The 22,727-nt window shown below is 44.2% G+C and carries 30 protein-coding genes; 15 read left to right on the top strand and 15 right to left on the bottom strand.

Annotated elements, in window-relative coordinates:
• Window positions 1-27 precede the first annotated feature (27 nt).
• The 3 genes from QT990_RS31845 to QT990_RS31855 are packed head-to-tail and all read right to left on the bottom strand — an operon-like array spanning window position 28 to window position 1,612.
• Window positions 28-453 (bottom strand): hypothetical protein, encoded by a 426-nt coding sequence (locus QT990_RS31845; protein WP_333146695.1) that lies wholly within the window; start codon window positions 451-453, stop codon window positions 28-30.
• A 9-nt stretch (window positions 454-462) separates the two neighbouring features.
• Entirely contained in the window at window positions 463-1,089 is a 627-nt protein-coding gene (locus QT990_RS31850) for a DUF1822 family protein (protein ID WP_333146697.1), read from the bottom strand.
• Window positions 1,082-1,612 carry a hypothetical protein gene (locus tag QT990_RS31855; RefSeq protein ID WP_333146699.1) on the bottom strand — a complete coding sequence of 177 codons (531 nt, stop codon included), beginning with the start codon at window positions 1,610-1,612 and terminating at the stop codon, window positions 1,082-1,084. The genes QT990_RS31850 and QT990_RS31855 overlap by 8 nt, the downstream gene beginning before the upstream one ends.
• A 211-nt stretch (window positions 1,613-1,823) precedes the next feature.
• Between QT990_RS31855 and QT990_RS31860 the strand changes: the two genes are divergently transcribed.
• Complete coding sequence (locus tag QT990_RS31860) at window positions 1,824-2,012, top strand: hypothetical protein (RefSeq protein WP_333146701.1); 189 nt, start codon at window positions 1,824-1,826, stop codon at window positions 2,010-2,012.
• A 145-nt stretch (window positions 2,013-2,157) separates the two neighbouring features.
• Here the strand turns inward: QT990_RS31860 and QT990_RS31865 are convergent, their stop codons facing one another.
• Window positions 2,158-3,255 carry a tetratricopeptide repeat protein gene (locus QT990_RS31865; protein ID WP_333146704.1) on the bottom strand — a complete coding sequence of 366 codons (1,098 nt, stop codon included), beginning with the start codon at window positions 3,253-3,255 and terminating at the stop codon, window positions 2,158-2,160.
• Window positions 3,256-3,497: 242 nt separating this feature from the next.
• Between QT990_RS31865 and QT990_RS31870 the strand changes: the two genes are divergently transcribed.
• The 3 genes from QT990_RS31870 to QT990_RS31880 all read left to right on the top strand — a co-directional run bounded on the left by QT990_RS31870 (window position 3,498) and on the right by QT990_RS31880 (window position 9,167).
• Entirely contained in the window at window positions 3,498-4,226 is a 729-nt protein-coding gene (locus QT990_RS31870; protein WP_333146706.1) for a hypothetical protein, read from the top strand.
• A 107-nt stretch (window positions 4,227-4,333) separates the two neighbouring features.
• Window positions 4,334-4,615, top strand: coding sequence for a hypothetical protein (locus QT990_RS31875; protein ID WP_333146709.1), 282 nt, complete (start codon window positions 4,334-4,336; stop codon window positions 4,613-4,615).
• 277 nt (window positions 4,616-4,892) lie between these two features.
• Window positions 4,893-9,167, top strand: a complete 4,275-nt coding sequence (locus tag QT990_RS31880) for a S8 family serine peptidase (protein ID WP_333146711.1) — start codon at window positions 4,893-4,895, stop codon at window positions 9,165-9,167.
• Between the two features lie 254 nt (window positions 9,168-9,421).
• Here the strand turns inward: QT990_RS31880 and QT990_RS31885 are convergent, their stop codons facing one another.
• Window positions 9,422-9,679 (bottom strand): type II toxin-antitoxin system Phd/YefM family antitoxin, encoded by a 258-nt coding sequence (locus QT990_RS31885; RefSeq protein ID WP_333146713.1) that lies wholly within the window; start codon window positions 9,677-9,679, stop codon window positions 9,422-9,424.
• A complete protein-coding gene (locus QT990_RS31890; RefSeq protein WP_333412743.1) occupies window positions 9,676-9,999 on the bottom strand; it encodes an addiction module toxin RelE in 324 nt (107 codons plus the stop codon). Before QT990_RS31890 ends, QT990_RS31885 begins: the two co-directional genes overlap by 4 nt.
• 180 nt (window positions 10,000-10,179) lie before the next feature.
• On the opposite strand from QT990_RS31890, the gene QT990_RS31895 reads away from it, so the two are divergent.
• Entirely contained in the window at window positions 10,180-10,500 is a 321-nt protein-coding gene (locus tag QT990_RS31895; protein WP_333412742.1) for a hypothetical protein, read from the top strand.
• Window positions 10,501-10,520: 20 nt separating this feature from the next.
• Window positions 10,521-10,946 carry a hypothetical protein gene (locus tag QT990_RS31900; protein WP_333412740.1) on the top strand — a complete coding sequence of 142 codons (426 nt, stop codon included), beginning with the start codon at window positions 10,521-10,523 and terminating at the stop codon, window positions 10,944-10,946.
• On the opposite strand, the gene QT990_RS31905 is transcribed toward QT990_RS31900, so the two are convergent.
• On the bottom strand, window positions 10,941-11,183 hold the full coding sequence (locus tag QT990_RS31905) for a type II toxin-antitoxin system RelE/ParE family toxin (protein WP_333412738.1): 243 nt from the start codon (window positions 11,181-11,183) through the stop codon (window positions 10,941-10,943). The genes QT990_RS31900 and QT990_RS31905 overlap by 6 nt on opposite strands.
• A complete protein-coding gene (locus QT990_RS31910; protein WP_333412736.1) occupies window positions 11,120-11,377 on the bottom strand; it encodes a type II toxin-antitoxin system ParD family antitoxin in 258 nt (85 codons plus the stop codon). The genes QT990_RS31905 and QT990_RS31910 overlap by 64 nt, the downstream gene beginning before the upstream one ends.
• A 269-nt stretch (window positions 11,378-11,646) precedes the next feature.
• Here QT990_RS31910 and QT990_RS31915 point away from each other — a divergent pair, with 269 nt between their 5' ends.
• From QT990_RS31915 to QT990_RS31930, 4 genes are read left to right on the top strand one after another with little or no spacing between them, the layout of a single operon-like run.
• Complete coding sequence (locus tag QT990_RS31915; RefSeq protein ID WP_333081811.1) at window positions 11,647-11,868, top strand: hypothetical protein; 222 nt, start codon at window positions 11,647-11,649, stop codon at window positions 11,866-11,868.
• A complete protein-coding gene (locus QT990_RS31920) occupies window positions 11,826-11,948 on the top strand; it encodes a type II toxin-antitoxin system PemK/MazF family toxin (RefSeq protein ID WP_333466210.1) in 123 nt (40 codons plus the stop codon). The genes QT990_RS31915 and QT990_RS31920 overlap by 43 nt, the downstream gene beginning before the upstream one ends.
• Before the next feature lie 31 nt (window positions 11,949-11,979).
• Complete coding sequence (locus QT990_RS31925; protein WP_333146735.1) at window positions 11,980-12,321, top strand: hypothetical protein; 342 nt, start codon at window positions 11,980-11,982, stop codon at window positions 12,319-12,321.
• Window positions 12,318-12,503 (top strand): hypothetical protein, encoded by a 186-nt coding sequence (locus QT990_RS31930; protein WP_333106308.1) that lies wholly within the window; start codon window positions 12,318-12,320, stop codon window positions 12,501-12,503. The genes QT990_RS31925 and QT990_RS31930 overlap by 4 nt, the downstream gene beginning before the upstream one ends.
• Window positions 12,504-12,586: 83 nt before the next feature.
• Here QT990_RS31930 and QT990_RS31935 read toward each other — a convergent pair whose 3' ends face one another.
• Both QT990_RS31935 and QT990_RS31940 read right to left on the bottom strand, forming a co-directional pair.
• Window positions 12,587-12,934 carry a type II toxin-antitoxin system PemK/MazF family toxin gene (locus QT990_RS31935; RefSeq protein WP_333146737.1) on the bottom strand — a complete coding sequence of 116 codons (348 nt, stop codon included), beginning with the start codon at window positions 12,932-12,934 and terminating at the stop codon, window positions 12,587-12,589.
• On the bottom strand, window positions 12,921-13,130 hold the full coding sequence (locus QT990_RS31940; protein ID WP_333106305.1) for a toxin-antitoxin system, antitoxin component, Xre family protein: 210 nt from the start codon (window positions 13,128-13,130) through the stop codon (window positions 12,921-12,923). The genes QT990_RS31935 and QT990_RS31940 overlap by 14 nt, the downstream gene beginning before the upstream one ends.
• 178 nt (window positions 13,131-13,308) lie before the next feature.
• Between QT990_RS31940 and QT990_RS31945 the strand changes: the two genes are divergently transcribed.
• From QT990_RS31945 to QT990_RS31955, 3 genes are all read left to right on the top strand, one after another.
• A complete protein-coding gene (locus QT990_RS31945; protein WP_333146739.1) occupies window positions 13,309-13,806 on the top strand; it encodes a TIGR00725 family protein in 498 nt (165 codons plus the stop codon).
• Window positions 13,807-13,814: 8 nt separating this feature from the next.
• On the top strand, window positions 13,815-14,336 hold the full coding sequence (locus QT990_RS31950; RefSeq protein ID WP_333146741.1) for a hypothetical protein: 522 nt from the start codon (window positions 13,815-13,817) through the stop codon (window positions 14,334-14,336).
• Between the two features lie 408 nt (window positions 14,337-14,744).
• On the top strand, window positions 14,745-16,022 hold the full coding sequence (locus QT990_RS31955) for a TPM domain-containing protein (protein ID WP_333146743.1): 1,278 nt from the start codon (window positions 14,745-14,747) through the stop codon (window positions 16,020-16,022).
• A gap of 109 nt (window positions 16,023-16,131) precedes the next feature.
• Here the strand turns inward: QT990_RS31955 and wecB are convergent, their stop codons facing one another.
• Entirely contained in the window at window positions 16,132-17,244 is a 1,113-nt protein-coding gene (wecB, locus tag QT990_RS31960) for a non-hydrolyzing UDP-N-acetylglucosamine 2-epimerase (RefSeq protein ID WP_333146744.1), read from the bottom strand.
• A 250-nt stretch (window positions 17,245-17,494) separates the two neighbouring features.
• Here wecB and QT990_RS31965 point away from each other — a divergent pair, with 250 nt between their 5' ends.
• A complete protein-coding gene (locus tag QT990_RS31965; RefSeq protein WP_333146746.1) occupies window positions 17,495-18,064 on the top strand; it encodes an rRNA large subunit pseudouridine synthase E in 570 nt (189 codons plus the stop codon).
• Window positions 18,065-18,093: 29 nt separating this feature from the next.
• On the opposite strand, the gene QT990_RS31970 is transcribed toward QT990_RS31965, so the two are convergent.
• Complete coding sequence (locus QT990_RS31970) at window positions 18,094-18,273, bottom strand: hypothetical protein (RefSeq protein WP_333146755.1); 180 nt, start codon at window positions 18,271-18,273, stop codon at window positions 18,094-18,096.
• The gene (locus QT990_RS31975; protein WP_333146748.1) at window positions 18,236-19,081 is read right to left on the bottom strand and encodes a hypothetical protein; all 846 of its coding nucleotides are present in this window, start codon (window positions 19,079-19,081) and stop codon (window positions 18,236-18,238) included. The genes QT990_RS31970 and QT990_RS31975 overlap by 38 nt, the downstream gene beginning before the upstream one ends.
• A gap of 196 nt (window positions 19,082-19,277) precedes the next feature.
• On the opposite strand from QT990_RS31975, the gene ctpB reads away from it, so the two are divergent.
• Window positions 19,278-20,597: a carboxyl-terminal processing protease CtpB gene (gene ctpB, locus QT990_RS31980; protein ID WP_333146750.1), complete on the top strand. Its 1,320-nt coding sequence runs from the start codon at window positions 19,278-19,280 to the stop codon at window positions 20,595-20,597.
• Window positions 20,598-21,429: 832 nt separating this feature from the next.
• Here the strand turns inward: ctpB and QT990_RS31985 are convergent.
• Window positions 21,430-21,867, bottom strand: coding sequence for a VOC family protein (locus QT990_RS31985; RefSeq protein WP_333146752.1), 438 nt, complete (start codon window positions 21,865-21,867; stop codon window positions 21,430-21,432).
• 238 nt (window positions 21,868-22,105) lie between these two features.
• A complete protein-coding gene (locus QT990_RS31990; protein ID WP_333106288.1) occupies window positions 22,106-22,615 on the bottom strand; it encodes a TIGR02652 family protein in 510 nt (169 codons plus the stop codon).
• Window positions 22,616-22,727: the final 112 nt, after the last annotated feature.

The following is a 22,727-nucleotide window of genomic DNA, read 5'->3' on the forward strand; positions in this document are numbered from 1 at the left end:
GGCTGTGGGCTTTTTCATTCCTTTATTTTACCAGATGCCGCCACTTAAGTTTTTTTGACCTGAATCCTTACGAATGAATACCCTAATTTCGTCTCTTCTATCTAATTCTCCTATAAGTGTTTCCCTGATTTTTTGAAACTCGCTATCATCAGACTTTCTCAACCACTCTTTAATGCTTTCTCTTAATTTTTGAGATGATTGGCGACAATCTTCGGGAACCTTGCCAACATCGTTGATAGTTTCTCCCTTCCTGGCTCGAAAACACCAGTCCATGCGTAAATATTTTTTCTGCCAACTTTGATATATTTCAGGAATCTTTGGTGCTGCAGGAAATCTGCCATCAGCTTCTAAAAAAGCAGAATTTCCTGCTTGGTAAATTCGCAAGTTAACTTTAAACCCTTGGTCAAAATTGCCATTATTAATTTTTAAGAAAACCAACTTTACACCTGACATTTTTATCGCCTACCTTGTTGGAAATAAAATAAAATCTTCTATTTGCTTGAAATCACCCAAAGAAACTTCTATCCGAAATGCTTCTCCTGGCAATAAAAATAATTCTTGTATCATTCCTTCACTCTGTAATGGTGCTTGAAGTTCTACTAAAGTTTCTTCTGATTCATACACATCCAGCTTAAGGTTTTCTGGCAGATAAGTTTGACTGCCAATAGGATAGACTCCTAATATTGTGCTGATTTCTTGGTTTTCGGCTGGTGCTATATCAAGAATTAAAGCTACTGTAATTTCGGCTAATTTAATTAATTTAGCTCGTTTTACGGCTTGCGATCTAAATGCTGGATTCCGTATGTTCTTACCCAAAACTTCTTCTACTGTCAGCCATGCTTCCTGAATAGCTTCAACAAAATTATTCTGGAACCATTGGCTTAAATTTATTACTTTTGGTTGTGCTACCAGTTGAGATTCAACAATACCTCCTACATCCAGCACTTCTATCCCCAGTAACTCACTCAGTTTATCCTCTTCAAACAGACTCATAATCCGGTAAAAATCTTCCTGAGAGCCTATGAAAACAAACAAAGTGCTGCTACTCATTTCTTCTTGTTGCTGATTTTTATCATTTTCCTTATTCATTTCTTAGTATCTCTATAGTTTCTACTTCAATCCCAAGTTTTTTTAAGTTATTTTGCATTTCAATGTCAGATATTTTATTACCTTTGACTCTGGCAATGAACATACACCTTTGTATTTCTACTTGAGGTGATTGCTGATTTTTTTTACATCCAGTATCGCGCATAAATGAGCAAACTTTAGACCAAGGTGGCAAGCGTTTTTCTTCATCTATGCCCATCATTTGTTTAATATACAGGTGTACTGTCTTTGACATATCTGCACTCAGATTTTCACCCTTTTGACTAATTTCGGGATCTTTGCTCTTGAGTTCTTCTATTGTCGGCGTTTTATATTTAACCATTCTAAAAGCTTTTTCATACCTTGACAACAAACATAAACACAAACATAAATAGGAAATTTCCCGAGAAGAAAGTTGGCTTTGTTTTACTGATTTGAGTTTATTTAAAATACAGTTAATATCGAGATTCTCTCTCTGTTCTGCTTCCTGACATTCCAGGCAAGGGGGATTTGATATTTTGGTCATTTTAGCAACGCTCTTTAAGGTTGAGTAACAGACTTCACGTACAGCAGTCTATTAGGAGAGGTCTTTTTAACCTTTCCAACTTAATTCCCCAACTTGTTTTGGATTGTTGGGTTCCATGTTGGAATCAGACATTTATAGAGTGGGTATGTAGACAGCAGTTAGGCCTAACTCAGTTGTCCTTTGTTCAAAAAATTGACTTGGAGACAAGAGTATGAATTGCAAAGTCTTGATTTCACCCCTCCTCATTTGCTCGATCGCACTCGGCCACATAGCTTTGGTATTAGCAGCAGTTTCAGGCGCTTCAATCGCTCGGATAGCTTTTGGGTCAGCCATGAATAACAATAACATGATACCCCGAATTTGTATCGATCGACATGGCAATGAATACCCATGTCCTTGATTAAGGCTAAATCTCAAATAAGTGCGATCGCACTTAAGTAAATCCACCTAAAAAACACAATTACCCGATACCCGAATTCTTAAAGAAGTCGGGTATCTCACCGCGCGATTCCCTACGGGATAGCTACGCTTCACGCATTTTATATTTAAGTAGAGCCACCTAATTGCTTCAGACGCTGACGAGCCTTACCAATGTAAACATCTTCATCTCGCTCATCCGACTTAGCATATTCCAGAACTTTTTTCCAAGCTTTCACAACTTCTGCATCATTCCCCAGATTTTCTTGCACTTGAGCCATAATGCCATAAGTTAAACCCCGAACGCTATCTAGTTTAACAGCCTCTTGCAACTTAACCAAAGCTTCTTCATAGCGTCCTTGTTCCTTCCAAGCCCAAGCAAGATAGGTTAACAACCCAGCTTTGACTATTTTGTCATCCTCAACTTTCTCGGTTTCCACCAGCTTTAAACCATGTCCGATTTTTTCAACAGATTTATGAAAATCTTTATATTCAAGAATGTACAAACGGGCCAAATTGCAATAAGCAGCAGCAAAGCCGCGGAATGCTGCATCCTGATACAGTTTCATCGCCCAATCAACTTTCCCGGCTTCCTCATACATCACTCCCAGAGTATAGTAACTTGCTCCATTATCAGGGTTGATTTTAATAGCGAGCTCGAATTCTTTTCTAGCTTCAACTAATTCGCCAGCTTGTTTTAAGTTAAACCCCCGATTGTTAGCATCCTTCGCCAAACCTAAAGGGGTTATTGGATCTTGAATAGGGCGGGATTTAAGAACCTCTGGCTGTTTGACTTTCCGGCGTTCCCATTCTCCCTGTGTCTCTTCTTTTCCAAATAGCCAATCCCGATTTTCTTCCTTACATCGAGAGTGAAACTTCAGAACAAAACACCATTTGTCCGAACCAGTAATTGTTTTGGAATTCGTTACGCCCCGCTGGTCTTCCATGATGTTCAATTGTTTCAGACAGTGAAGGGCATTGCGGATTTGCTCTTTGTCTAAGGTTTTACCCCATTTCTGTGTCAGCTCAACCAGATCCTGTAGCCTTGTCTTTTTCACCCACAGATCAGTTCCTTCCCAACGAGTATTGATATATTTTTGAAGGCTTTCACAATTATTAAATTTTTCCAAATCCCCGTCAGTAAAGCAGTGTAAAACTTCAATTAATAGCTTTGCACTCTCTTTACCTTTCTTCCAGTTAAGATTCCGACCACTATTGTTCTGCATGAGCGAATCCAGAAAAAGGTTTGACAAACCTTGGGACTCCCAAGGTTAAATTGCAAGGTTTATGCTTTCCCAAGCTGCTAACCGCGAGTATACCAAGGTTTCAGCCACCTTGGAAAAATTTGCTTGGGTTAATTTAATCCTTTATTGTAAGTGGGGTAAGTCAAAAAGCCCGTCCTTGACTGGCTTTTGAGAAAATTTTTAATTCAGTTCGATTTGCATACACTTCTTTGAGGAGGGTGATTATGGATCGCATAGATAAATTGAGGTTGGCACTGGAACAATATTCCGATCGCACTCCTCAAGATGAGCGGTTATGTAAGCTAATTCTAGCAATTTGCTCGGAATCACCGGATAGTTCGCAGCGTCGAGAATTGATGGATCGATTGTTGCGGCAACTGCAACGTATTCCAAAATTGTCAAAAAGTTCTCATCCCTATTATTATGAAGCAGTTAATAAAACTTGGGAATGGTTAGACAAAAACCTCCACAAGTTTCATCCCCGACGTTCTCCGATTCAAGCCAGTCTGACGACTTGGGTTAACGCTCATCTCAGGTATCGAATTCACGATTTACATATTACCAAAAATCAACAAGAGCTGTCCTTAGATTTAGACGTTTTAGAACGCAGCGGATTTTACAATGATTCTTTAGATGGCTTGGAGGTGGAAATCGAAAGGATTGAGAGACAAGAAAAACAAGCTTTAGCATGGAAGATAGTACAATACATCAGGCGAGATCCAGAATACGAACTTCGGAAATGTCATCCTCGAAACCGTCCCGACTGCAACTGTCAAATTCTTGTTCAAAGATTGTTTTTGCAGCAGTCGCCCGAAAAAATAGCAGTCATCGCCCGACAGTTAAATATCAAGACACAGACTATTTACTCTTTTTGGAAAAGGACGGGATTGTCCAAAATCCAAGGAATTGGCCGACACATTGCTCAAAAAAATTCTGATTTTATGTCGGGCTGATTCCTGATTGTCTGAATCTGGCGCCATTTATACGCCAGATTTAGAAAGGATCACGCCCTTCATTGAATTTTGTTTTTTCATAATCTACCAACACAAGGATAACCACAATGTCAGGAGAACAAACTAATCCAATGCGATTTAAGGGTGTTGCCAGCGATGGACTTTTCAAAGGCAAAGTCATTGAGGGCAAACTCGACATCAAAGTCAACGTCGAGTCTGTTACAGATCAACCCAAAGAAGAACCGAAGCCGGCACCTTTTGGTTGGGAGACAATTTTATTCGCGGTGTTTTTTTTGTTAGTTCTTAATCAAGCAGCAGGCGACCCCGGAGGCATGAGAAAATACCAAATTCCGCAAAGGTCTTCTCACCATCAGATTTTACCACAATAGGGAGAACAGGCATCAGCCAATCGCAATTATATCCATCTCCCTGAGTGTGAGGTGGATGTAAAACCTTGATTCCCGGTAGTTTGTGTAAAGTTATGTTACAAAGACTGAAACTTTGCATAAAAACTAAAACTTACTCCAGATAAATAAGTAGCGATGGAAGTTCAGCGAGTTAACCCCACACTCTTTGTGAAGTTATATTACAAAACGCATAAAAACTCCGACGCACTTCAGATAGATAAATATCAGCCCAAAGTTATCGAATTAATCGAGGTGCATCATGTCTAATATATCGATCGGCAATCTGAACGACAACTATTTCTCCATCGACTTCGCAGGTAAAACTGACCCCACAGACACCTATCGTTTTAATCGGCTGAATACAGGCAGCTTTCGAGTTACGGCTGAAGGATTTAGTTCCATTGTCGGGATGCAACTCCTCGACAGCCAGGGAAAAGTCGTCAAAGACATCGAAACCAACGGCACAAATTCGGGGACTTTTAGCATCGATAATTTGGGTGCAACCAATTATGCACTCAAAATTTCTGCACCCTCCCGCGATACCAATTATCAAGTTAGTTTAACTCCAGACGGCAAAGTTGACCCGCTGACAGGTTTAGGGGTTGACTCCGGCTTTTTCGCTACAGATTCAACGGGACAAGTTGGCTTTGACTGGCTGCACGACGGCGGCAATTATAAAGGTGAAGTTGCCATTTTCAGCGTGGTGGGAATGGAGAAATTTACCCCTGGTTCTCAGGAATTTATCAAAGAAGCAGCAAGACGATCCCTGACCAATTCTACCTTTGGTCACGTAGTAATTTCTGACCCCACAGAAGGTGCAAATCCACTATTTAATGGCAGTTTAGGAGAGGGAAATTATAACGAAGGGCAGTACAGCGGCGCGAAAACATTTCCGATGAAACCGGGAGAGGCTTTTGCGGTGATGCTGGTGCCAAATGGTACGGTGCAAGATGTGTTTAAGAATCCCGGTGCCGGCGGTGACAAACGCCCGCTGCTATCATTATCTAGCACTAATCCAGATGATGCTTGGTTGTACGGTCAAGTAGCAGATGTCACTGGCAATGGCAAGGCATTTGCGATGGAAGATCAGCGGGTTGATACTGGTTCAGATAAAGATTATAACGATTTGGTTTTCAATTTAACAGGTGCGACGGGCAAAGCAGTGTCGATCGACAAAGTTATCGATCCAAGTAAGGATTGGACTAAACTTGATGGCGGCAAGAAATTGATCGATTATGTCAAATCAAAGCAGCCGGTAGCTGTCGCGCCTCCTGTGGAAACGCCACCTGTGGAGACAAAACCCCCGGTAGCTGTCACGCCTCCTGTGGAAACGCCACCGATTGATCCAAAACCGCCGGTTGCTGTCGCGCCTCCTGTGGAAACGCCACCGATTGATCCAAAACCGCCGGTTGCTGTCACGCCTCCTGTGGAAACGCCGCCTGTGGAGACAAAACCGCCTGTGGCTGTCGCGCCTCCTGTGGAAACGCCACCTGTGGAGACAAAACCGCCGGTTGCTGTCGCGCCTCCTGTGGAAACACCGCCTGTGGAGACAAAACCGCCTGTGGCTGTCGCGCCTCCTGTGGAAACGCCACCTGTGGAGACAAAACCACCTGTGGCTGTAGCGCCTCCTGTGGAAACGCCGCCTGTGGAAACAAAACCGCCGATTGCTGTCGCGCCTCCTGTGGAAACGCCACCTGTGGAGACAAAACCGCCGGTTGCTGTCGCGCCTCCTGTGGAAACGCCACCTGTGGAGACAACGCCACCTGTGGAGACAAAACCACCTGTGGCTGTAGCGCCACCGATTGAGACAACGCCGCCTGTAGCAACGGTGCCTGTGGCAACGCCGCCTGTTGCGACAACGCCACCTGTAGCAACGGTGCCGACCCCTCCAACACCACCGGTGCAACCGCCTACGATCGCCCCGGAACCGCCTCTAGTTGGACTTGAGCCGATCGACGATATGTCGCAGCCGATCGACCCGGAACCGCCTATTGAAACCGTATTACCGATTAGTTCGCCGCCAGAAAATCGCGCCTTTATCGGTATCATCGATACTGGGTTTGCGACGAACAATCCCGATTTGGATTACTCTAAAGTGACTATGGGGCGCGATCGCATTGACAAAGATAGCAATCCTTTGTTTACTGCTGGCACTGGTAACGAACACGGCACATTTAGCTGGGGTTTAGTGAGTGCGATTCAAGGCAACGATAAAGGCATTGATGGCTACAACGATAAAGCCAATGTGTACCTAAGTCGGGCAATTGGTTCTGGGGAATGGGATTTAGCTTTAACTGATTTTGTGGGTGAGGCGAAAGCACAAAAGAAGAAGAATGCGATCGCACTTCTTCCCCTCGATTTAACTCAAAAGAATGCTGATGGAAGCATTACCACTCGTTACGAATTTACGAACCGAGAACGTGCGGCATTAGAAAATGCGCGTCAGAATGGAGTGCTGTTAGTTGTAGCGGCTGGTAATGACGGCGGTGTGATGTCTGTTTTGGGTCAATCTTCCCAGGAGTTTGAGAATATTATCACGGTTGGTTCATCTGATGGATTTGGGCGATCGGATTATTCCAGCTATGGCTATGGTTTGGATATTTTAGTGCCCGGAGGTGCGATCGACAATCCGACTTTATCGACAGTTGGCGATGATTTAGGCACGATGGCGGGAACTTCTGTTGCCGCGGCCAAAGCGGCGGGGATGGCGTCTAAGGTTTGGGAGAGTAATCCCGATTTGAATCCTACCCAAGTGATTGACGTTTTGACCGGAAGTGCGATCGATTTGAAGGAGCCCGGATGGGATGAAGAAACGGGTTTTGGGGTGGTGAATTTGAATAAAGCTGTGCAAGTGGCGAAGGAGACAACGCCGCAAGTTTATATTCCGACACCTTTCTCGAACCCGACAACTTGGGGTTTAGATGGACAAGTTACGCCTTGGGAACGGGCGGTTAATTTGAGTGGTGTAACGGATGGGGGTAAAATTGCTGTCCAGATTAACGGTGGTGTTAATATTCGTCCCACTGCTGATACTTCCAGTGCTTCTGTCGGTAAAGTCAGTCCTGGGACACAACTGGAATTTGACTACCAGACTCAAGGTGAATTAATCAACGATCCTAATGGTGAAGGTAGCAGTGATGTCTGGTATCACCTGGCAGATGGTAGCGGTTTTGTATCTGGTTTGTACGTCACCAATGTCCAAGATATCCCATCTACACCGCCGATTGACAATCCCGTGCAGCCGCCGATTGACAATTCCGTACAACCGCCAATTGACAATCCCGTACAGCCACCAATTGACAATCCCGTACAGCCACCAATTGACAATCCCGTGCAGCCACCAATTGACAATCCCGTGCAGCCGGCGCCTAATTCAATTTCTCTCAACGGGTACACAATAGGTGGCAATTTCTATCCTGTTTTCCAGAATTATCAAGGGACATTGGGCAATCCCATTTCAGATGTCACCAACTCTAATGGTGCGAGCTATCAGCTATTTGAGAATGGGTCGATCGTCAGCAGTGCAAATGGAACATTCCCGCTTTACGGAGGCATCCGTCAAACATACAGGAATACAGGTGGATTGGAAGGCTGGTTAGGTGCTCCAACGAGTGAGGAAAAGGGCTTGGGGAATGGGAATATCATTCAATACTTTGAGCACGGTAACGTTTACTGGAATGGCAGTAAGGCGGTGGCTTACAAAGAAGGGACACCAGTACCGAAGACACCCCTTAATATTGGCAGTCAGCTAGGCGTAACAAGGCCTAATTTTACAGATGTCAATAAAAACATATTGAACTTCTCAAAATCAGGGAATTCATCCATTAATCTTGAACCTCTTAAATCCTTCATTGTGCTTCCAGGTTTAGAAAACAATGTTCCCCAGTTGAAACTTGAAACTGAGAGTAGTAAAGCCTTACAGGATGCTAAAAATTTAGCGAATAATCCTTTGAGTAAGTTGATTTCTGGGAGTGTATTTAGTAGTTCTACAGCTATTGAATTTATCCACAAGTTTATACGAAATGAAGGCGGAGCTTTTAATAATCCACCAGGGGTCATAGAACAAGTCAAGCAAACTAATCAATTCAAAGAATTTCAAAGTCAGGCTATTAATCACTTGGAAGAGTATTTGAAAATCAATTCTCAAGGTACACCGTCTGACTTGGTTCGCCGCAACAGTTTTAGCTTCAACCCCTTAGATGGATATCCTCTATTTTGGGCGTATGGAGGAACACGAGGTACCAGTGCTAGTTTTTCAGACAGCATTAGTCAGAAAGTAGATGTAGATGGAGATGGGGACACTGATATTCGCTATTCTGCTAATATAACCTACCTGATCAAGGATCGATTTGAAATTGATCCAGGCGACCTATTTGGAGATATAGCTTTTAACTATATGATGACTCTTCAAAATCAGGGGCTAGCCAAGCCGTTTGACACAAACATATCTTTTACTGTTCCTATTTCTGGGACAATTACTAATACTCCAAGTAGTAATTATTCGTCTTCATCCAGTTCAGGTTACAACACTTAGGGCGATTGAGAATGAAAATTTGCAGTTAAGTGTTATCAGAGCGATCACCCTTTCCCCAAACAAGAGCGATCGCCCTTTCTGCACCAAATTCACAAAGGTGATCGCCCATAATTCATCCAACGAGCGATCGCCCTTCCTGCATCCGCGTTAATCAGCGTCCATCTGCGGTTAAAAAAGATCGATCGTCCTTTCTAATAATTCAGAAGGGCGATCGTTCTCTCTTAAATTTACTCTTTTTGAGTCTCCAACAAAGCTCATTCATCCACTAAATTCCAGAAATCCTCCGACTTCACTCCTCCCTCTTCTTTCAAACTTTGCCGAGATTTGTCCAAAATTTGATTGAATTTTGGATTGTTAGCCAACAAGAAACGCTCCAGAGCTTCAGGATCTTTAATTAAAGTCATTGCCGCTACTGGTTGACCATTTTCAGTAATTAAAATTGGCTCTCCGCGATCGGCATTCAAGTAATCAGCAAATTTTGCTATAATTTCAGCTAAAGAAACTATTTTCATGATTCAGTCTGCTCTGTTCCTATAAATAACTGATTGCCAACTTTTACCCCAATTCCCAAGATATAAACCTCATAGGTATCAAGGTTAGTCTCGTAAAACACCCGGAACCGATTACTCGGCCCAAATCGCAACTCCCAAGTAGCACCTAATTCGGAAGGTTCCACTAGCGGTTTGCGGTTGCGCGTTTCTACCTCTGGTTCATAGCTTAACTGCTCCTCTATTGTAGTGCGGATTAATGAATAATACTTCCGGTCGATCGCTGCAAGATGCTGGAATACTGGCCGTGTAAAGATAATTTCAAACTTCAGTTGAGGTGTCATGCTTAGTTAAGGTCATTATCATTCATATTAGACCAAAAGGGAGATCGCTCTTAATTCATCAATCATGGCGAGATCCCTTTCTAATAATTCAGAAGGGCGATCGCCCGTTTTATAATCAATCATGGCGATCGCTCCTACCAGTGCTCATGCACCCCATCCAAAACCCAACTTCCCTGAACTATGTCATCAGGTAACATCCTAGCTGTCACAGATGTTCTCAATTTCCTTGTCAGTGGAATCGATAAAACTACCCTCGAAACAGAACTTACTGCTTCGGGTTGGATATCCACTCCAGCTAGAGGAGGCTCAAAAAGCGGTGCGGGTACAATTTGGACAAGCCCAAACACTCAATACAGTGTCAGAATTATGACTCAACCTGATGGTTCATCCTATGCTCGTGTTTACAATGGCCCAGGAGGAGGTGCACCCGCAGAACAACCCCTAAACGCATCAGGAAAACCCGGAAGTCGTGGAGACACCCACTTTATTCTGCTCCCTTAATCCCATTTATTCGTCCGATTATGAACTTTCAACAAATTTGGCAACAATACGATTTTACCGAATCCGAATTGCTATCGATGGGGTGGCAATTTCCCTATGATTATGTTCTCAATCTCAACTACTATTGGCAGATCAATTCAACTAATTCTACTTCTGAAGTTGCTACCAATGACCAATTTTTAAACATTATCCTCAAAACCTGCATTCGACTTGACGTACAACTCAACCCAAATCCCGATCAGTTAAATCAAAAGCCTGCGAACCTCGGTACAATCGTCGGCTGGGAGCAAGTTACTCCCTCTCCTTGGTTAGAAAATCTATCCCTTTCTCCTAATGAGTGGCTGCATCTGTTATTTGAAATTGGTGGAAATAATAAAATTGAAGCTGTTTGTCGATCGCTAGTTATCGAACAATTGGTCAAACAACCCTTAGCACTCAGTTCATAAAACGAGATAAATACAGCCTTTTCCCATTTTTGGCGTTTGGGCCAATTGTTTAAAGGTTTCTTCGGCCGCGACAAGAAAGCGATCGGAAGCATCCATATTATCTTCCGCCATGTAAGTGGCTAATTCAATCAAATCGCCGATAACTTGCGGACGTTTTTGGATCGAGGTCTTTTTTATTCCTGCAACCCCTGATTCTGGGAAATACGCGATCGCACAGCTTGACGAATCTCCATCCAATCTTCCTCCGTCATCGCGGTAGGATTTCCCGATTCCAAACCCTCTAATAACATCGCTTCCAAACGTTCTGAAGCTTTGCGTTTTTGGTCTTGGCGAATTAACTCACGGAAATACTCGCTAGCTGTACCATAACCACCTTGGGCTACCTGTGCTTCTATATAAGTTCGCATTGAGTCAGGTAGAGAAATATTCATGCTTGTCACTGGTATTACTTACCTCATTTAACTCGTTATCTTATTATGGCAGATTTTGCCATTTTTTGTCAAGCCTCACACAACCTGTAATTTTGTAATAAGAAATTGGGAAGATAGATCGCCCTCGATCGACCAGACTCAAAAAGGATCTCGCTCATCATTCATCAATCATGGCGAGATCCCTTCCGTTTGTGCATTAAACTAACAAAAAATTGTCATTTCAGTCAATTCTTGCTAAAATAATTACAAAAAACTATTCTGATTAGCCAATGAGCGACATCTCTATCAGCTTGCCAGATGACTTACTCACATACGTCAATCAAAAAGCGCCTAACCCCAGTGCTTTGATAGAATCTCTCTTAAAACAATGGCGAAAACAACAAGAAAACCAAGCTTTAGCAGAAGCTTGCAAGCTAATTGACGAACTAGATTTAGGATGGGATGAGGAATGGCAAGCTCAAGCCATTACCGACTGGGAAGCATCCCGATAGCTAGATTTGATCCCTCAGTAGGAACAGAAATACGCAAAACGCGCCCTGCCTTAGTCATTTCTGGTACGCTGTTAGCCTAAAATCTATACGGTACATCTCACACAAGTAAACATGGCAAAACTGCCCATAGAAATTGCCGAAACCATCTGGAGCCTAAAACGGCAATTATTGGATATTATCGACGATGCTACAGAAGCTGAATACACTCTATTTGAGCAATTTGGAGAAACAGACAGAACAATTGACTATTTAGATCAGCTAAAAAGTGTCGCACAGCAAGCCGATGAGCGGTTTTCCCAGTTTTCCCTATTGCAACGACGCTTGGCTAATGCACAACCAACAGCAACTTCTGATATGCTAAGATTAATGACAGAAGTAATTGCTTATACCCAAGCCAGACTTCCCGCCTGGGAACGCAGCATTCAAGAAATTAAGATTGAGTGGAGATTATGATGAACGAACCAGGATATATGCCACATCCAGATGTCGATCGACGACTCCTCGCTAACTTACGTCGCAGTCGCTTGGAAATGGAAGAATTAGGTTGCAAATTAGAAGAAGTTATTGCAAAATTAGACGAAGATCATCGACAAATTCAACAAAAACGGTTACAAATACTTCTCAACAGTCAGTAGTTATATAGATGTTGAGAAATAAATGTTGAGAACATTAATACAGGCGATAGTTCTTTCTAAGCATTATTCAGAAAGGCTCTCGCTCAATTATCACCTATAATTCCGATAGCTCCCTCTTTCAGAGATTGGAGATATACATCTTGAAGCCTTCCCAATTTTTTGGGGATCGGTTGCTTCTCAATTGTCGTAATAATAACTGGCTTAATCATAGAAGCTTTTAAAAGACCAGCCGATCGCCAATCTGTTATGACAATATCACCGACTTTCGGACTACTGCTAACTTGACTCGTGATACCCATCAGAATGCGATCGGGATATTCTGCATTATAAACGTCAGAACTAATAACAACTGCGAGACGTTTTTTATTGGTAGTTTGATCTGTAAAAGGAAACGGAACTAAAACCACCTCACCAAAATTATAACTCATCATACTCCGCGTCCTCTGGGTTATCCCAAATTTTAGCAAAAACTGCTTCTGAGAGTTGAGTTGCAGTATAAACGAGAAGACGATCTTCACTTCGCGTTAAAAGGAAATCCATAAAATCTTCTAATACCGTAATTTTATCCGGCGGTAAACTACGGATTTTTTCCATCAGCTTTGTTTCCGGGTTGGGGGCGACACTCATGTTATCTCTCACTTGTTAATGTTAAATCAGCATACATTGTAAAAATACTAGGAAACTTCAGGAAGTTATTTTGCTCACCAACTGTTTTGAGGAAACCACTATTTATCTGATAACATACATTTGTATATAGTGCTCAAAAACTATCAAGTATTAATAACACCATATTCACTCCAAAACTATGAAAAAAATCATCATTGGCATCATGGGCCCTGGCGATAGTGCCACATCAACCGACTTAGAAAACGCCTATCAACTCGGACAACTCATCGCCGAAGCAGGATGGATATTGCTAACTGGCGGTAGAAATGTTGGCGTCATGGATGCCGCCAACAAAGGAGCAAAATCAGCTAACGGTTTAACAGTGGGCATCCTTCCAGGAAATGACACTCGCGGCATTTCTGAAGCTGTAGATATTGCCATTGTCACCGATATGGGAAACGCCAGAAATAACATTAACGTTCTTTCTTCAGATGTAATAATTGCCTGCGGTATGGGCACGGGCACTGCTTCGGAAATTACCCTCGCCCTCAAAGCTAACAAACAAGTTATTTTGTTAAATCACAGCGCCGAAAGTAAACTTTTTTTTAAAGGTTTAGCACAATTTAACATCTTTGTGGTAAACAATGCTGTAGAGGCTATGAATCAAGCTCGCGAAATCCTAGTAAATTCAAGATGAAATCCAAGATGAGAGTAAGCAAATTCAACTTTTGTGCGATCGGCATTTTTCTGACTTTGGGGATTTTCGTCACTACCAAAGCAGACGGAAGAATTGCACAGTTCAGTTTCAGCAACAAACCCACTCAAAAATTAGCACAAACCCTCCCTCCTCCTCCCCCTTTCGCACAGCCTGTTACCGAACAAGAAGCGCCACCTATTCGCAGCGAATCTGTGCCGGATCAAATAGCTTTAGCAACCCATTTGCAGACCATCAAAGCTAGAATGTACGGTGCTTACTGGTGTCCTCACTGTCACACGCAACAAGAACTTTTCGGCAAAGAAGCATTTACCGCCATTACTTACATTGAGTGCGATCCCAGAGGCAAAGATGCTCAACCCGATTTGTGCAAAGCTGCCAATATTAAAGCTTATCCCACTTGGGAAATTCGTGGAAAATATTACACGGGCAGGCAATCTTTGGAAAAACTGGCTATTTTATCCGGTTATAAAGGTAGCAGCAATTTTCAGCCACAACTTCCCTCTCCTTAAAAATATCTAAATTAGTTAGCACTCGCCAACTAAGAAACCGGGTTTTTGAACCGGAATTGAGGGGTTTCAGCAATTATTTTGGTTAAAAACCCGGTTTCTCGCCACCCGTGCGTCCATGACTATAAATGTAAGGTGCTTAGGATCGCGAATTAAATAACTTACAATTTTAATTGTTATTGTGGGATGGGCGTCCCGCCCGTCCTTTTTGGACGGGCGGGACGCCCATCCCACAATCTTGTGGAAGTTATTTAATTCTCATTCCTTATGGCGCACCTAAAATTATGATTTTTATGAATCCAATTTCTGAATAATATGAATTGACGTGACAGTAAGCTGGTTATTTAATTGTAATTAGGCGGACAGATATATGTCAATTTCAGACTAGCAGTTATTCAGGAGACTGAAGCGATGCAGTTACAATTTAGCAATAAACAAATAATCTGGACCAGTTTGCTATGCTTTTCGGCAATTGCATTTCCCCTAACAAGCCAAGCTATAACAGTACAAGAAGTACCGAATCCCCGTCAAGTAAATAACACTTGGGTAACGGATAAGGCAAACATTCTCAGCGACAGCACCGAAACTCAGCTAAATCAAATGATTTCGGATTTAGAGGCGAAAAATGGTTCAGAAATCGCTGTTGTGACAGTGCCAGATACTAAACCATCTGCGACCCCAAAAGCATTTGCTACAGAATTATTTAACTTTTGGGGGATTGGCAAAAAAGGTAAAAGTAACGGAGTTTTATTGTTGATTTCTGTGGGGGAACGCCGCGTTCAAATTGAAACAGGTTCTGGCATTCAAAGCATTTTGCCGGATGCTAAAGCAGTGGGTATTATTGAAACCGAAATTACGCCCAGATTTAAACAGCAGGACTTTGACGGGGGCACATTAGCCGGGACAAAGGCGTTAGTAAATGTTTTACAAACTCCGACGGTAAATGCTCAATCTCAAACCACGCTGCCTTTGGCTCCAATCGTACCATATCAAGGGGTGAAACCGTCACCAATACCAAGTCAATCCCCAGTTATTAGCAATAGTACATCCACCAGTGAAGATTCATCGAATTTAATCTATGGCTTACTTGGGTTGTTATTGATAGCATTCATAGCGTTTATACCTTGCTTCATTATCTTCAGGATATTTCGCAGCTTATTTTCTCGGATATCTCGTTACCGCCACCGCCGTTATCCGCGCAATTACAGCAGTAACAATCGCAACCACGGCAGTAACAGTCCCAATTACAGCAGTAACAATCGCAATTACAGCAGTAACAGCCACAACTATTACGGTGGGGGTGGCGACTACAGCAGTAACAGTATTGATTACTGTACCAGTAGCGACTACAGCAGTAACAGTAGCAACGATGATTGCGGTGGCTACTACACCAGTAATAGCAGCGACTACAGCATTAGCAACAGCGACTGCGGGGGTAGCTTTGGCGGTGGCGACTCCAGCGGTGGCGGTGCCGGTGGCGATTACAGCATTAGCAGTAGCTTTGGCGGTGGCGACTCCAACGCTGGCGGTGGGGGTAGCGATTACAGCAGCAGTAGCGATTATTGCGGAGGCGGCGACTACAGCAGCAGTAGCAGTAGCAGTAGCGACTACAGCATTAGCAGCAGTAGCGACTACAGCAGTAGCAGTAGTAGCGACTCTAGTAGTGGGGGTGGCGGTGGGGATTGGTAATTCGGGAATGGAGGCAGAAACCGACTTTTTTTAACAGCAATTAGTCCCCCTCTGCGGGGACGAAAGTTTGTTTAATTGCCGTTTCAACCGCCGAATAATCGAGAGGTAGTTAACTAAAATACTCTTCAACAATTTTCAAAATCCGCGAAGCCGCCAAACCGTCACCAAAGGGATTAATTGCCATTGCCATTGCGTTGTATGCTTCGGAATTGCTCAGCAACTCTGCCGCTGCTGCTGTAATTATATCAGAATTAGTACCAACGAGTTTAGCTGTACCCGCAGAAATTGCCTCTGGTCTTTCTGTGGTTTCTCGTAATACTAAAACGGGCTTGCCCAAACTAGGTGCTTCCTCTTGCAATCCACCGGAATCTGTGAGGATTAAATGACATCTCTGAATTGCTCCTACTAATTCTGCGTAATCTAAAGGTTCGGTTAAAAAGACTCTCGGATGGTCGCCTAAAAGAGCTTTTAAAGGTTCTCTGACTGTCGGATTTCGGTGTAGAGGTAAGAGCAAGGCTGTATCGGGAAACTTATCTAAGATTTGGAGAAATGCGTGAGCAATTCCTGCTAAGGGTTCTCCCCAATTTTCGCGGCGGTGAACTGTTGCTAAGATAGTGCGATATTTGCTCCAATCTAAGTTAGGAATGTTGCATTCTGGTTGGCGTTTGGCGACAGAAAGCAAGGCATCGATTACTGTGTTGCCTGTACGGTGAATTTCTCCCAAAACGCCCGATCGCCCTAAATTCTCTTGGGCCAGCGCTGTCGGGGCAAAATGCAGGCGTGTGAGTTGAGATATCAACCGTCGGTTAGCCTCTTCGGGGTAAGGATTGAATACGTCGTCTGTCCGCAATCCGGCTTCTACGTGACCTACGGGTATTTTCTGGTAAAAAGCAGCCAAAGTAGCGGCAAACGCAGTCGTTGTATCGCCCTGAACTAACACGATTTCGGGCTGCAATTCTTTAAACAAGGCTTCCAAACCCTGCAAACTCCGGGAAGTAATATCCGTCAAGGTTTGCTGGTGCTGCATAATTGCTAAATCCCGATCGGCTTTTAGATCGAACATTTGCATTACTTGCTCGACCATTTCTCGGTGCTGACCGGTTAAAATTACTTGGGTGTCAAAGGTGGGCGAACTTTTGAAGAGTTGAATTACTGGGGCTAGTTTAATCGCTTCCGGGCGAGTTCCTAAGACGATGCAAACGCGGTGTGTGGCTTCGGGCATGGTAAAATTGGGTAGTTGAGATTTGCGAGGCTCTTAAAGGCTGAAGATTTTTGAGCAGGTTTGAATCTTTGGTTAACAAGATTTATTTTTTTATGAACCGCAGAGGGCGCAGAGGGCGCAGAGGAGAGATAGAAAGTGGTTTGACGTTGGGTGGGGGCGGGTTTTTGAGATTGTGAGTTTTAGCCAATTATTGTTGGTGAAACCCGCCCCTACAGGATTATTGATATTAGTACATTTTTGTTAATTGCTTATGCCCTATCGTTACATTCTATTTTACAAACCTTATGATGTTTTAACTCAATTCACTGACAACTCCAGTGAGACTAAACGCAGCACTCTCAAAGACTATATTCCTATTCCTAACATTTATGCAGTAGGAAGGCTCGATCGCGATAGTGAAGGTTTGTTGCTGCTAACCGATGATGGGCCCCTTCAGCACCGCCTCAGTGACCCGAAATTCGCTCATCCCCGCACTTACTGGGTGCAAGTGGAACGAATTCCTGATGCAAGTGCGATCGCTGCTTTGCAGACAGGTGTCACAATTCAAGATTATCGGACTCGATCGGCAAAAGTGCAATTATTGTTAGAAGAACCCGCTTTGCCGCCCCGCGAACCGCCGATTAGATTTCGCAAAAACGTGCCGACAGCTTGGCTGGAAATGACTCTCACAGAAGGCCGCAACCGCCAAGTCCGCAGGATGACCGCAGCAGTAGGGTTTCCGACGCTGCGGCTGGTCAGATGTGCGATCGGGCATTTGCGTCTGGAAGGTCTAAAACCCGGTGAATGGCGCGAACTAACTCAAGCTGATTTTAGATTTTAGATTTTAGATTTTAGATTGGGGAATTACAGTCAACGGCCTTGACATTTAGGACATTCTTGATATCTGAAACTATTACTGCGACTGCATTTCCCTTCTTCCTTCTTCCTGATATCCGTTACATCCGTTACATCCGTTACACAATCCGTTGCCGAACTTCCTTCTTCCTTCTGCTTACTTTCGAGGCGGCAAAATAAAACTCTCGTTTCCATCCTTATCTTTTTGCACCTGAGCTCCCAACTTGACAAGAGCTTGTCTCGCCCTTTGACGCACCAACTTATCAGTTGTTTGAGCATAAACCGTGCTCCAAGCATTAAACCGCACCGGCACGCTATCGGGATCTCGGCGCAAATACTCAGCAGTGGCTCGAAACATCTGCGCCAATGAAGCCCCTGACGGGTTTTTTTCCACCCAATCAGCGGCCATTTCGTGAGAGTGAATTGACTCGGGAATATCCCCCAACAGCAGCAACTCATCAATACCTTTAGTGCGCCACACTATCCACGATTGGGAATGAATTTGTGGCGAAAGGGAAAGAGCGCTAGTACCGCGCTCTATAAACTGAACAGCAGTTTCAGGCTTTCCCTGATAAAAAGAAATAGCTGTGGAAAGAAACAGGTAGATGTCAGCCCACCGCGGGTCGCGTTGCGTAACTATGTCAAAATAATCTTGGCTCAGATTGTAGCCCGTTACATCTCGCGCTTCGTCGTCGCCAAAATACTGCAAAAATTTGATAAATGTCCAATCTGCAATTAAATTGTCAAACCCAAAACTAGGGATAGTTTTGAGCATTTTTAGCCGCAGGGCTTCTTGCTGCGCTTCTTGCTGTGCGGCTTGCTTGAAACTGGCAGCCGACATTGCAGAGGGCGACTTTTGCCCCTGAACGCCAACTGGGGACATTCCGCCCAACTGCCCGCTAGACTGCATGGCGACGACCCCCGCCAGCGCTGCTAGACCGATAACTCCATTAACGAGCAGGCTCAACCACTTACGCGAAAATTGTTCGATTTTAGCTTCCACGGCACTTTATAAATCCAAGTTTTAAATTAAGTTTATTGAAAGAGAGTAATAATTGGTTGGCGATCAACTAAGAATCTCGTTAAACTGTCCAAAGGGATGGTGGAGCCTCCACACAATAGTTTAAGTAGTAGTGTGAGATTTTTTAGCAATATAAAATCTCAAATCAAAAATCTAAAATCGAATTGAGCCAAATTCAATGAATCAAGCCCGCAAACGCTTTTCAAAGTTACAGGCAGCCCTGTTCAGTGGGGCGATGGCAACAACCGCTTCGATATCTTTGCTCGTTCCCGGCCTGAGTCAATCAGTCCGCGCTGAGCTTCAAGATAGCCCCAAAGCTGTATTAGACGAAGCTTGGCAAATTGTCAACCGAGAGTATGTTGATGGCAGCTTTAACAAGACTGACTGGCAATTGACCCGCCAAGAACTGTTGAGCAAAAACTATACCTCTCGCGAAGCTGCCTACACCGCTCTCCGCAAAGCGCTAGAGAAATTAAACGACCAGTACACGCGCTTCATGGACCCGAAGCAGTACGAAGCGCTGACGAATCAAACCTCTGGGGAACTGACAGGGGTGGGGATGAGGCTGGAAGAAGACGAGAAAACGAAAGCGATTAGGGTAGTCGAGCCGATGGAAAATTCCCCGGCCCTGAAGGCAGGGATTCTAGCGGGCGATACGATTTTGGTGATTGACGGCAAAACTACCAAAGGCATGACTGTCTCGGATGCGGCTCAGGTAATTCGGGGCGACGAAGGTACGAAAGTCACGCTGCGGATTGCTCGTGAGGGCAAAAGCGAATTTGACATCACTCTGACTAGGGCGAGAATTGAGGTAGCCGCGGTTCGCTACAGCCTCAAGAATGAAGGCGGTAAGAATGTGGGTTACATCCGTTTACAAGAGTTTAGCTCCCACGCGGGCGAACAAATGGAGGTGGCGATTAAAAAGCTCTCGGCTCAGAAAGCTGACGCTTTTGTTTTGGATTTGCGGGGGAATCCCGGCGGGTTGCTGCGAGTGAGCATTGATATCGCTCGGATGTGGATGGATACAGGGGCGATCGTCCGCACAGTCGATCGCGCGGGCGATTCTCAGGAAATGAAGGCAAATCGCACTGCGCTCACTGACAAGCCTTTGGTGGTGCTCGTGGACGATAACTCGGCCAGCGCCAGCGAAATTTTGGCCGGTGCTCTGAAGGACAACAAGCGCGCAACTGTGATGGGCGGCCAAACTTTTGGCAAAGCTTTGGTGCAGTCGGTGCATTCTTTGGCTGACGGTTCGGGATTGGCGGTGACGATCGCTCACTACTATACTCCCAACGGTACGGATATCAGCCAGAAGGGGGTTACTCCCGATGTCAAAGTCGAAGTCACAGACGAACAAAAGCTGAAATTAGCTAACAAACCGATGTTGGTTGCGACTAAGGATGATCCTTGCTACGCGCAGGCGATCGCACTTTTGCGAACTACCGCTTCGTCTCCCCCTCCCGTAACCGCTAATGAGGCTCTTGTTCCTAAAAAGTAAGTAGTTGAAACCGTAATTTATAAGGAATACCCTGAAAACCCCGTGACTTCAGTCCGGGGATGAAAGGGCGTTGCAGGATTTATCCTGCCTGTTCTCTTTACCTCAGTCATGAACCCAAAATCCAATCTTTTAAATTCAAAAAACTTCCTTAAAAAGCTTTGGACAAAACGGGACAGTATGGTAAACTGAAACAGTCAGGGTTAAACTCCCTTGCCCGAAGTGAAACAGGACATGAGACACACTTTTAGGCATAAACTGGGGGACAAAGTGCGGCGAAAACACTATAAACAGTCGAAACCGAAAATGTAGGTTTCAATCCAGCAAATAAACTTTTTCACGCTCGAATTGTTAAGTAGGGTAGGGCATACCCAAACTCTAGGGAAATATCCTAGTACGCTTTTGGAGATAGACCCGCTGGGATGCTTCTGAATTAGGCTCGTCAATTGGTGGTATCCCCACGGTTGAAAGGTTTAAGTATTGCCGTAAGGACAGAAAATTTTAAGGTCAGTCGCTGAATTAAGAATCCCCTCGGCTTCAGCCAGGGGAGTGTCAATAACCATAAGGATGAAGATGAAGCCCGCGCCCGCGGGTTTTGTTTTTATGCTTATGGTTATGGGTTATTAAGTAAATTTAGGTGATCAAATGTAAGATGCAGATGGTTGAAAAGCTTGCTCTATGAGCATTATTCCTTCTTCCTTCTACTTAAGTTATTGGTTAATTTATCTCCTTATTAAAGCACATTAGTGGGATGGGGATTTTTTAAGCGCAGATATCAGCAGATGAACACAGATGCACGCTGATGGGATTTCTGAATTGGGGATTTCTGACTTAATTAGTCATTCATGCGCCGGATAAACTCTAAGGGCAAACCGTCTGTATCGGCAATAAAAGCTACTTCGTAAACATTTTGCCCGATCGCCTGTTGAGTCGGTTCTAATAAAACTTTCAAAGCTTGAAACTGGTTTGGTTGGTCTTTAGCAGCTTCCTCAAACCGCTGTTTCAGAGACTGCAACCAACTAGGCAAGTCAGTTGTCGCCTCAGTTAAATCGAAAGATAAATGATAATATCCAACATAATGCTCGTCTCCGAAAGCATCTGGTGCGGGTTTTGGTTCCGGGATTTGAATTAGTTCGATGCGTCCGTTGAGACCTTCCATCCAACAGGCTAGGGTGTAACCTGTGGTAAAGCGATCGCTCACAGTAAATCCCAACTGTTCGTAAAAGGCGATCGCCCGGTGAATGTTAGCAGTGCGAATCGAGGCGTGGTGCATTCGATTTTAGATTTTAGATTTTAGATTTTAGATTTTAGACGGGAAGCAGGAATTCCGGTTTTAGATTGGAGATTTGAGAGGGTAAATTCGGAATTCGGAATTAAAAACGGTCGCATCTTTAGCGCTAAAGCAATAGACCCTTCTTCCCTCTTCCTGACATCCGTTACATCCGTGGAGCGAATCCGTTGCCGAACTTCCCTCTTCCTTCTTCCTTCTTCCCTCTTCCTTCTTCCTTCACTTATTCAAACAACCGAAAATAGGGATATCTAATCGGAACTCCCGGCTCTTTTTCCAAATCAAAATTAATCACTTCCCAGCAAGGGTCCTCTTGAGGATCGGGGCTAAAATCCACAGGCAAACCGTACAGCCTCGGCCGCGGCGAGTCCGACTGACCGCGCCAAGGCGTGCTGCGTTCCAAATAAGCGCTGATTAAGTCCCGATAGCGTTGGGCAACGATCACGCGAGTTGCTCGGTAGCCTTGAGTATAGAGTCGATCGAGCGCTTCGTGAATTTCAAACCGAATCCCGTCAGGGTGCGTGTGCTGGCGATACCATTCATTCTCCCAGCGGCGCCAGTGCCGCCCAGACTGAAGGTGAACCAGTTCCCCCGTTTTTGGATCTGCCTCAAATGCCCCGTGACGCGGACACAAATAGGTATCCGTGAGCGTTAGAGCCGGAATTGTTTGGCGACAGTGGGGACACTGAATTTCCGGGCCAAACATCGGGTATTGCAAGGCAACTTCAATCATTTATTTGCGTCCCAGCATATTTTCTCTGCAAAAGTGGTTAGAGTCGATAGGGGCATTTCTACCCCTACCTCTCCTTCAGAACGGAACGTGAAACTTTCGCTTCATTCCGCTC

It is taken from the genome of Microcoleus sp. T3_B1 (genome assembly GCF_036700445.1).
Classification (GTDB): Bacteria; Cyanobacteriota; Cyanobacteriia; order Cyanobacteriales; family Microcoleaceae; genus Microcoleus.

Bases quoted from the DNA above. Each gene is read 5' to 3' on its own strand.
- QT990_RS31845 (WP_333146695.1), bottom strand. From the start codon at position 453: ATGTCAGGTGTAAAGTTGGTTTTCTTAAAAATTAATAATGGCAATTTT.
- QT990_RS31875 (WP_333146709.1), top strand. From the start codon at position 4,334: ATGTCAGGAGAACAAACTAATCCAATGCGATTTAAGGGTGTTGCCAGC.
- QT990_RS31965 (WP_333146746.1), top strand. From the start codon at position 17,495: ATGCCCTATCGTTACATTCTATTTTACAAACCTTATGATGTTTTAACT.
- QT990_RS31865 (WP_333146704.1), bottom strand. From the start codon at position 3,255: ATGCAGAACAATAGTGGTCGGAATCTTAACTGGAAGAAAGGTAAAGAG.
- ctpB (WP_333146750.1), top strand. From the start codon at position 19,278: ATGAATCAAGCCCGCAAACGCTTTTCAAAGTTACAGGCAGCCCTGTTC.
- QT990_RS31920 (WP_333466210.1), top strand. From the start codon at position 11,826: ATGGCAAGCTCAAGCCATTACCGACTGGGAAGCATCCCGATAGCTAGA.
- QT990_RS31885 (WP_333146713.1), bottom strand. From the start codon at position 9,679: ATGAAAATAGTTTCTTTAGCTGAAATTATAGCAAAATTTGCTGATTAC.
- QT990_RS31990 (WP_333106288.1), bottom strand. From the start codon at position 22,615: ATGATTGAAGTTGCCTTGCAATACCCGATGTTTGGCCCGGAAATTCAG.
- QT990_RS31855 (WP_333146699.1), bottom strand. From the start codon at position 1,612: ATGACCAAAATATCAAATCCCCCTTGCCTGGAATGTCAGGAAGCAGAA.
- QT990_RS31895 (WP_333412742.1), top strand. From the start codon at position 10,180: ATGTCATCAGGTAACATCCTAGCTGTCACAGATGTTCTCAATTTCCTT.
- wecB (WP_333146744.1), bottom strand. From the start codon at position 17,244: ATGCCCGAAGCCACACACCGCGTTTGCATCGTCTTAGGAACTCGCCCG.
- QT990_RS31915 (WP_333081811.1), top strand. From the start codon at position 11,647: ATGAGCGACATCTCTATCAGCTTGCCAGATGACTTACTCACATACGTC.
- QT990_RS31870 (WP_333146706.1), top strand. From the start codon at position 3,498: ATGGATCGCATAGATAAATTGAGGTTGGCACTGGAACAATATTCCGAT.
- QT990_RS31945 (WP_333146739.1), top strand. From the start codon at position 13,309: ATGAAAAAAATCATCATTGGCATCATGGGCCCTGGCGATAGTGCCACA.
- QT990_RS31930 (WP_333106308.1), top strand. From the start codon at position 12,318: ATGATGAACGAACCAGGATATATGCCACATCCAGATGTCGATCGACGA.
- QT990_RS31955 (WP_333146743.1), top strand. From the start codon at position 14,745: ATGCAGTTACAATTTAGCAATAAACAAATAATCTGGACCAGTTTGCTA.
- QT990_RS31935 (WP_333146737.1), bottom strand. From the start codon at position 12,934: ATGATGAGTTATAATTTTGGTGAGGTGGTTTTAGTTCCGTTTCCTTTT.
- QT990_RS31925 (WP_333146735.1), top strand. From the start codon at position 11,980: ATGGCAAAACTGCCCATAGAAATTGCCGAAACCATCTGGAGCCTAAAA.
- QT990_RS31890 (WP_333412743.1), bottom strand. From the start codon at position 9,999: ATGACACCTCAACTGAAGTTTGAAATTATCTTTACACGGCCAGTATTC.
- QT990_RS31910 (WP_333412736.1), bottom strand. From the start codon at position 11,377: ATGAATATTTCTCTACCTGACTCAATGCGAACTTATATAGAAGCACAG.
- QT990_RS31860 (WP_333146701.1), top strand. From the start codon at position 1,824: ATGAATTGCAAAGTCTTGATTTCACCCCTCCTCATTTGCTCGATCGCA.
- QT990_RS31850 (WP_333146697.1), bottom strand. From the start codon at position 1,089: ATGAATAAGGAAAATGATAAAAATCAGCAACAAGAAGAAATGAGTAGC.
- QT990_RS31940 (WP_333106305.1), bottom strand. From the start codon at position 13,130: ATGAGTGTCGCCCCCAACCCGGAAACAAAGCTGATGGAAAAAATCCGT.
- QT990_RS31900 (WP_333412740.1), top strand. From the start codon at position 10,521: ATGAACTTTCAACAAATTTGGCAACAATACGATTTTACCGAATCCGAA.
- QT990_RS31950 (WP_333146741.1), top strand. From the start codon at position 13,815: ATGAGAGTAAGCAAATTCAACTTTTGTGCGATCGGCATTTTTCTGACT.
- QT990_RS31985 (WP_333146752.1), bottom strand. From the start codon at position 21,867: ATGCACCACGCCTCGATTCGCACTGCTAACATTCACCGGGCGATCGCC.
- QT990_RS31880 (WP_333146711.1), top strand. From the start codon at position 4,893: ATGTCTAATATATCGATCGGCAATCTGAACGACAACTATTTCTCCATC.
- QT990_RS31970 (WP_333146755.1), bottom strand. From the start codon at position 18,273: ATGGAAACGAGAGTTTTATTTTGCCGCCTCGAAAGTAAGCAGAAGGAA.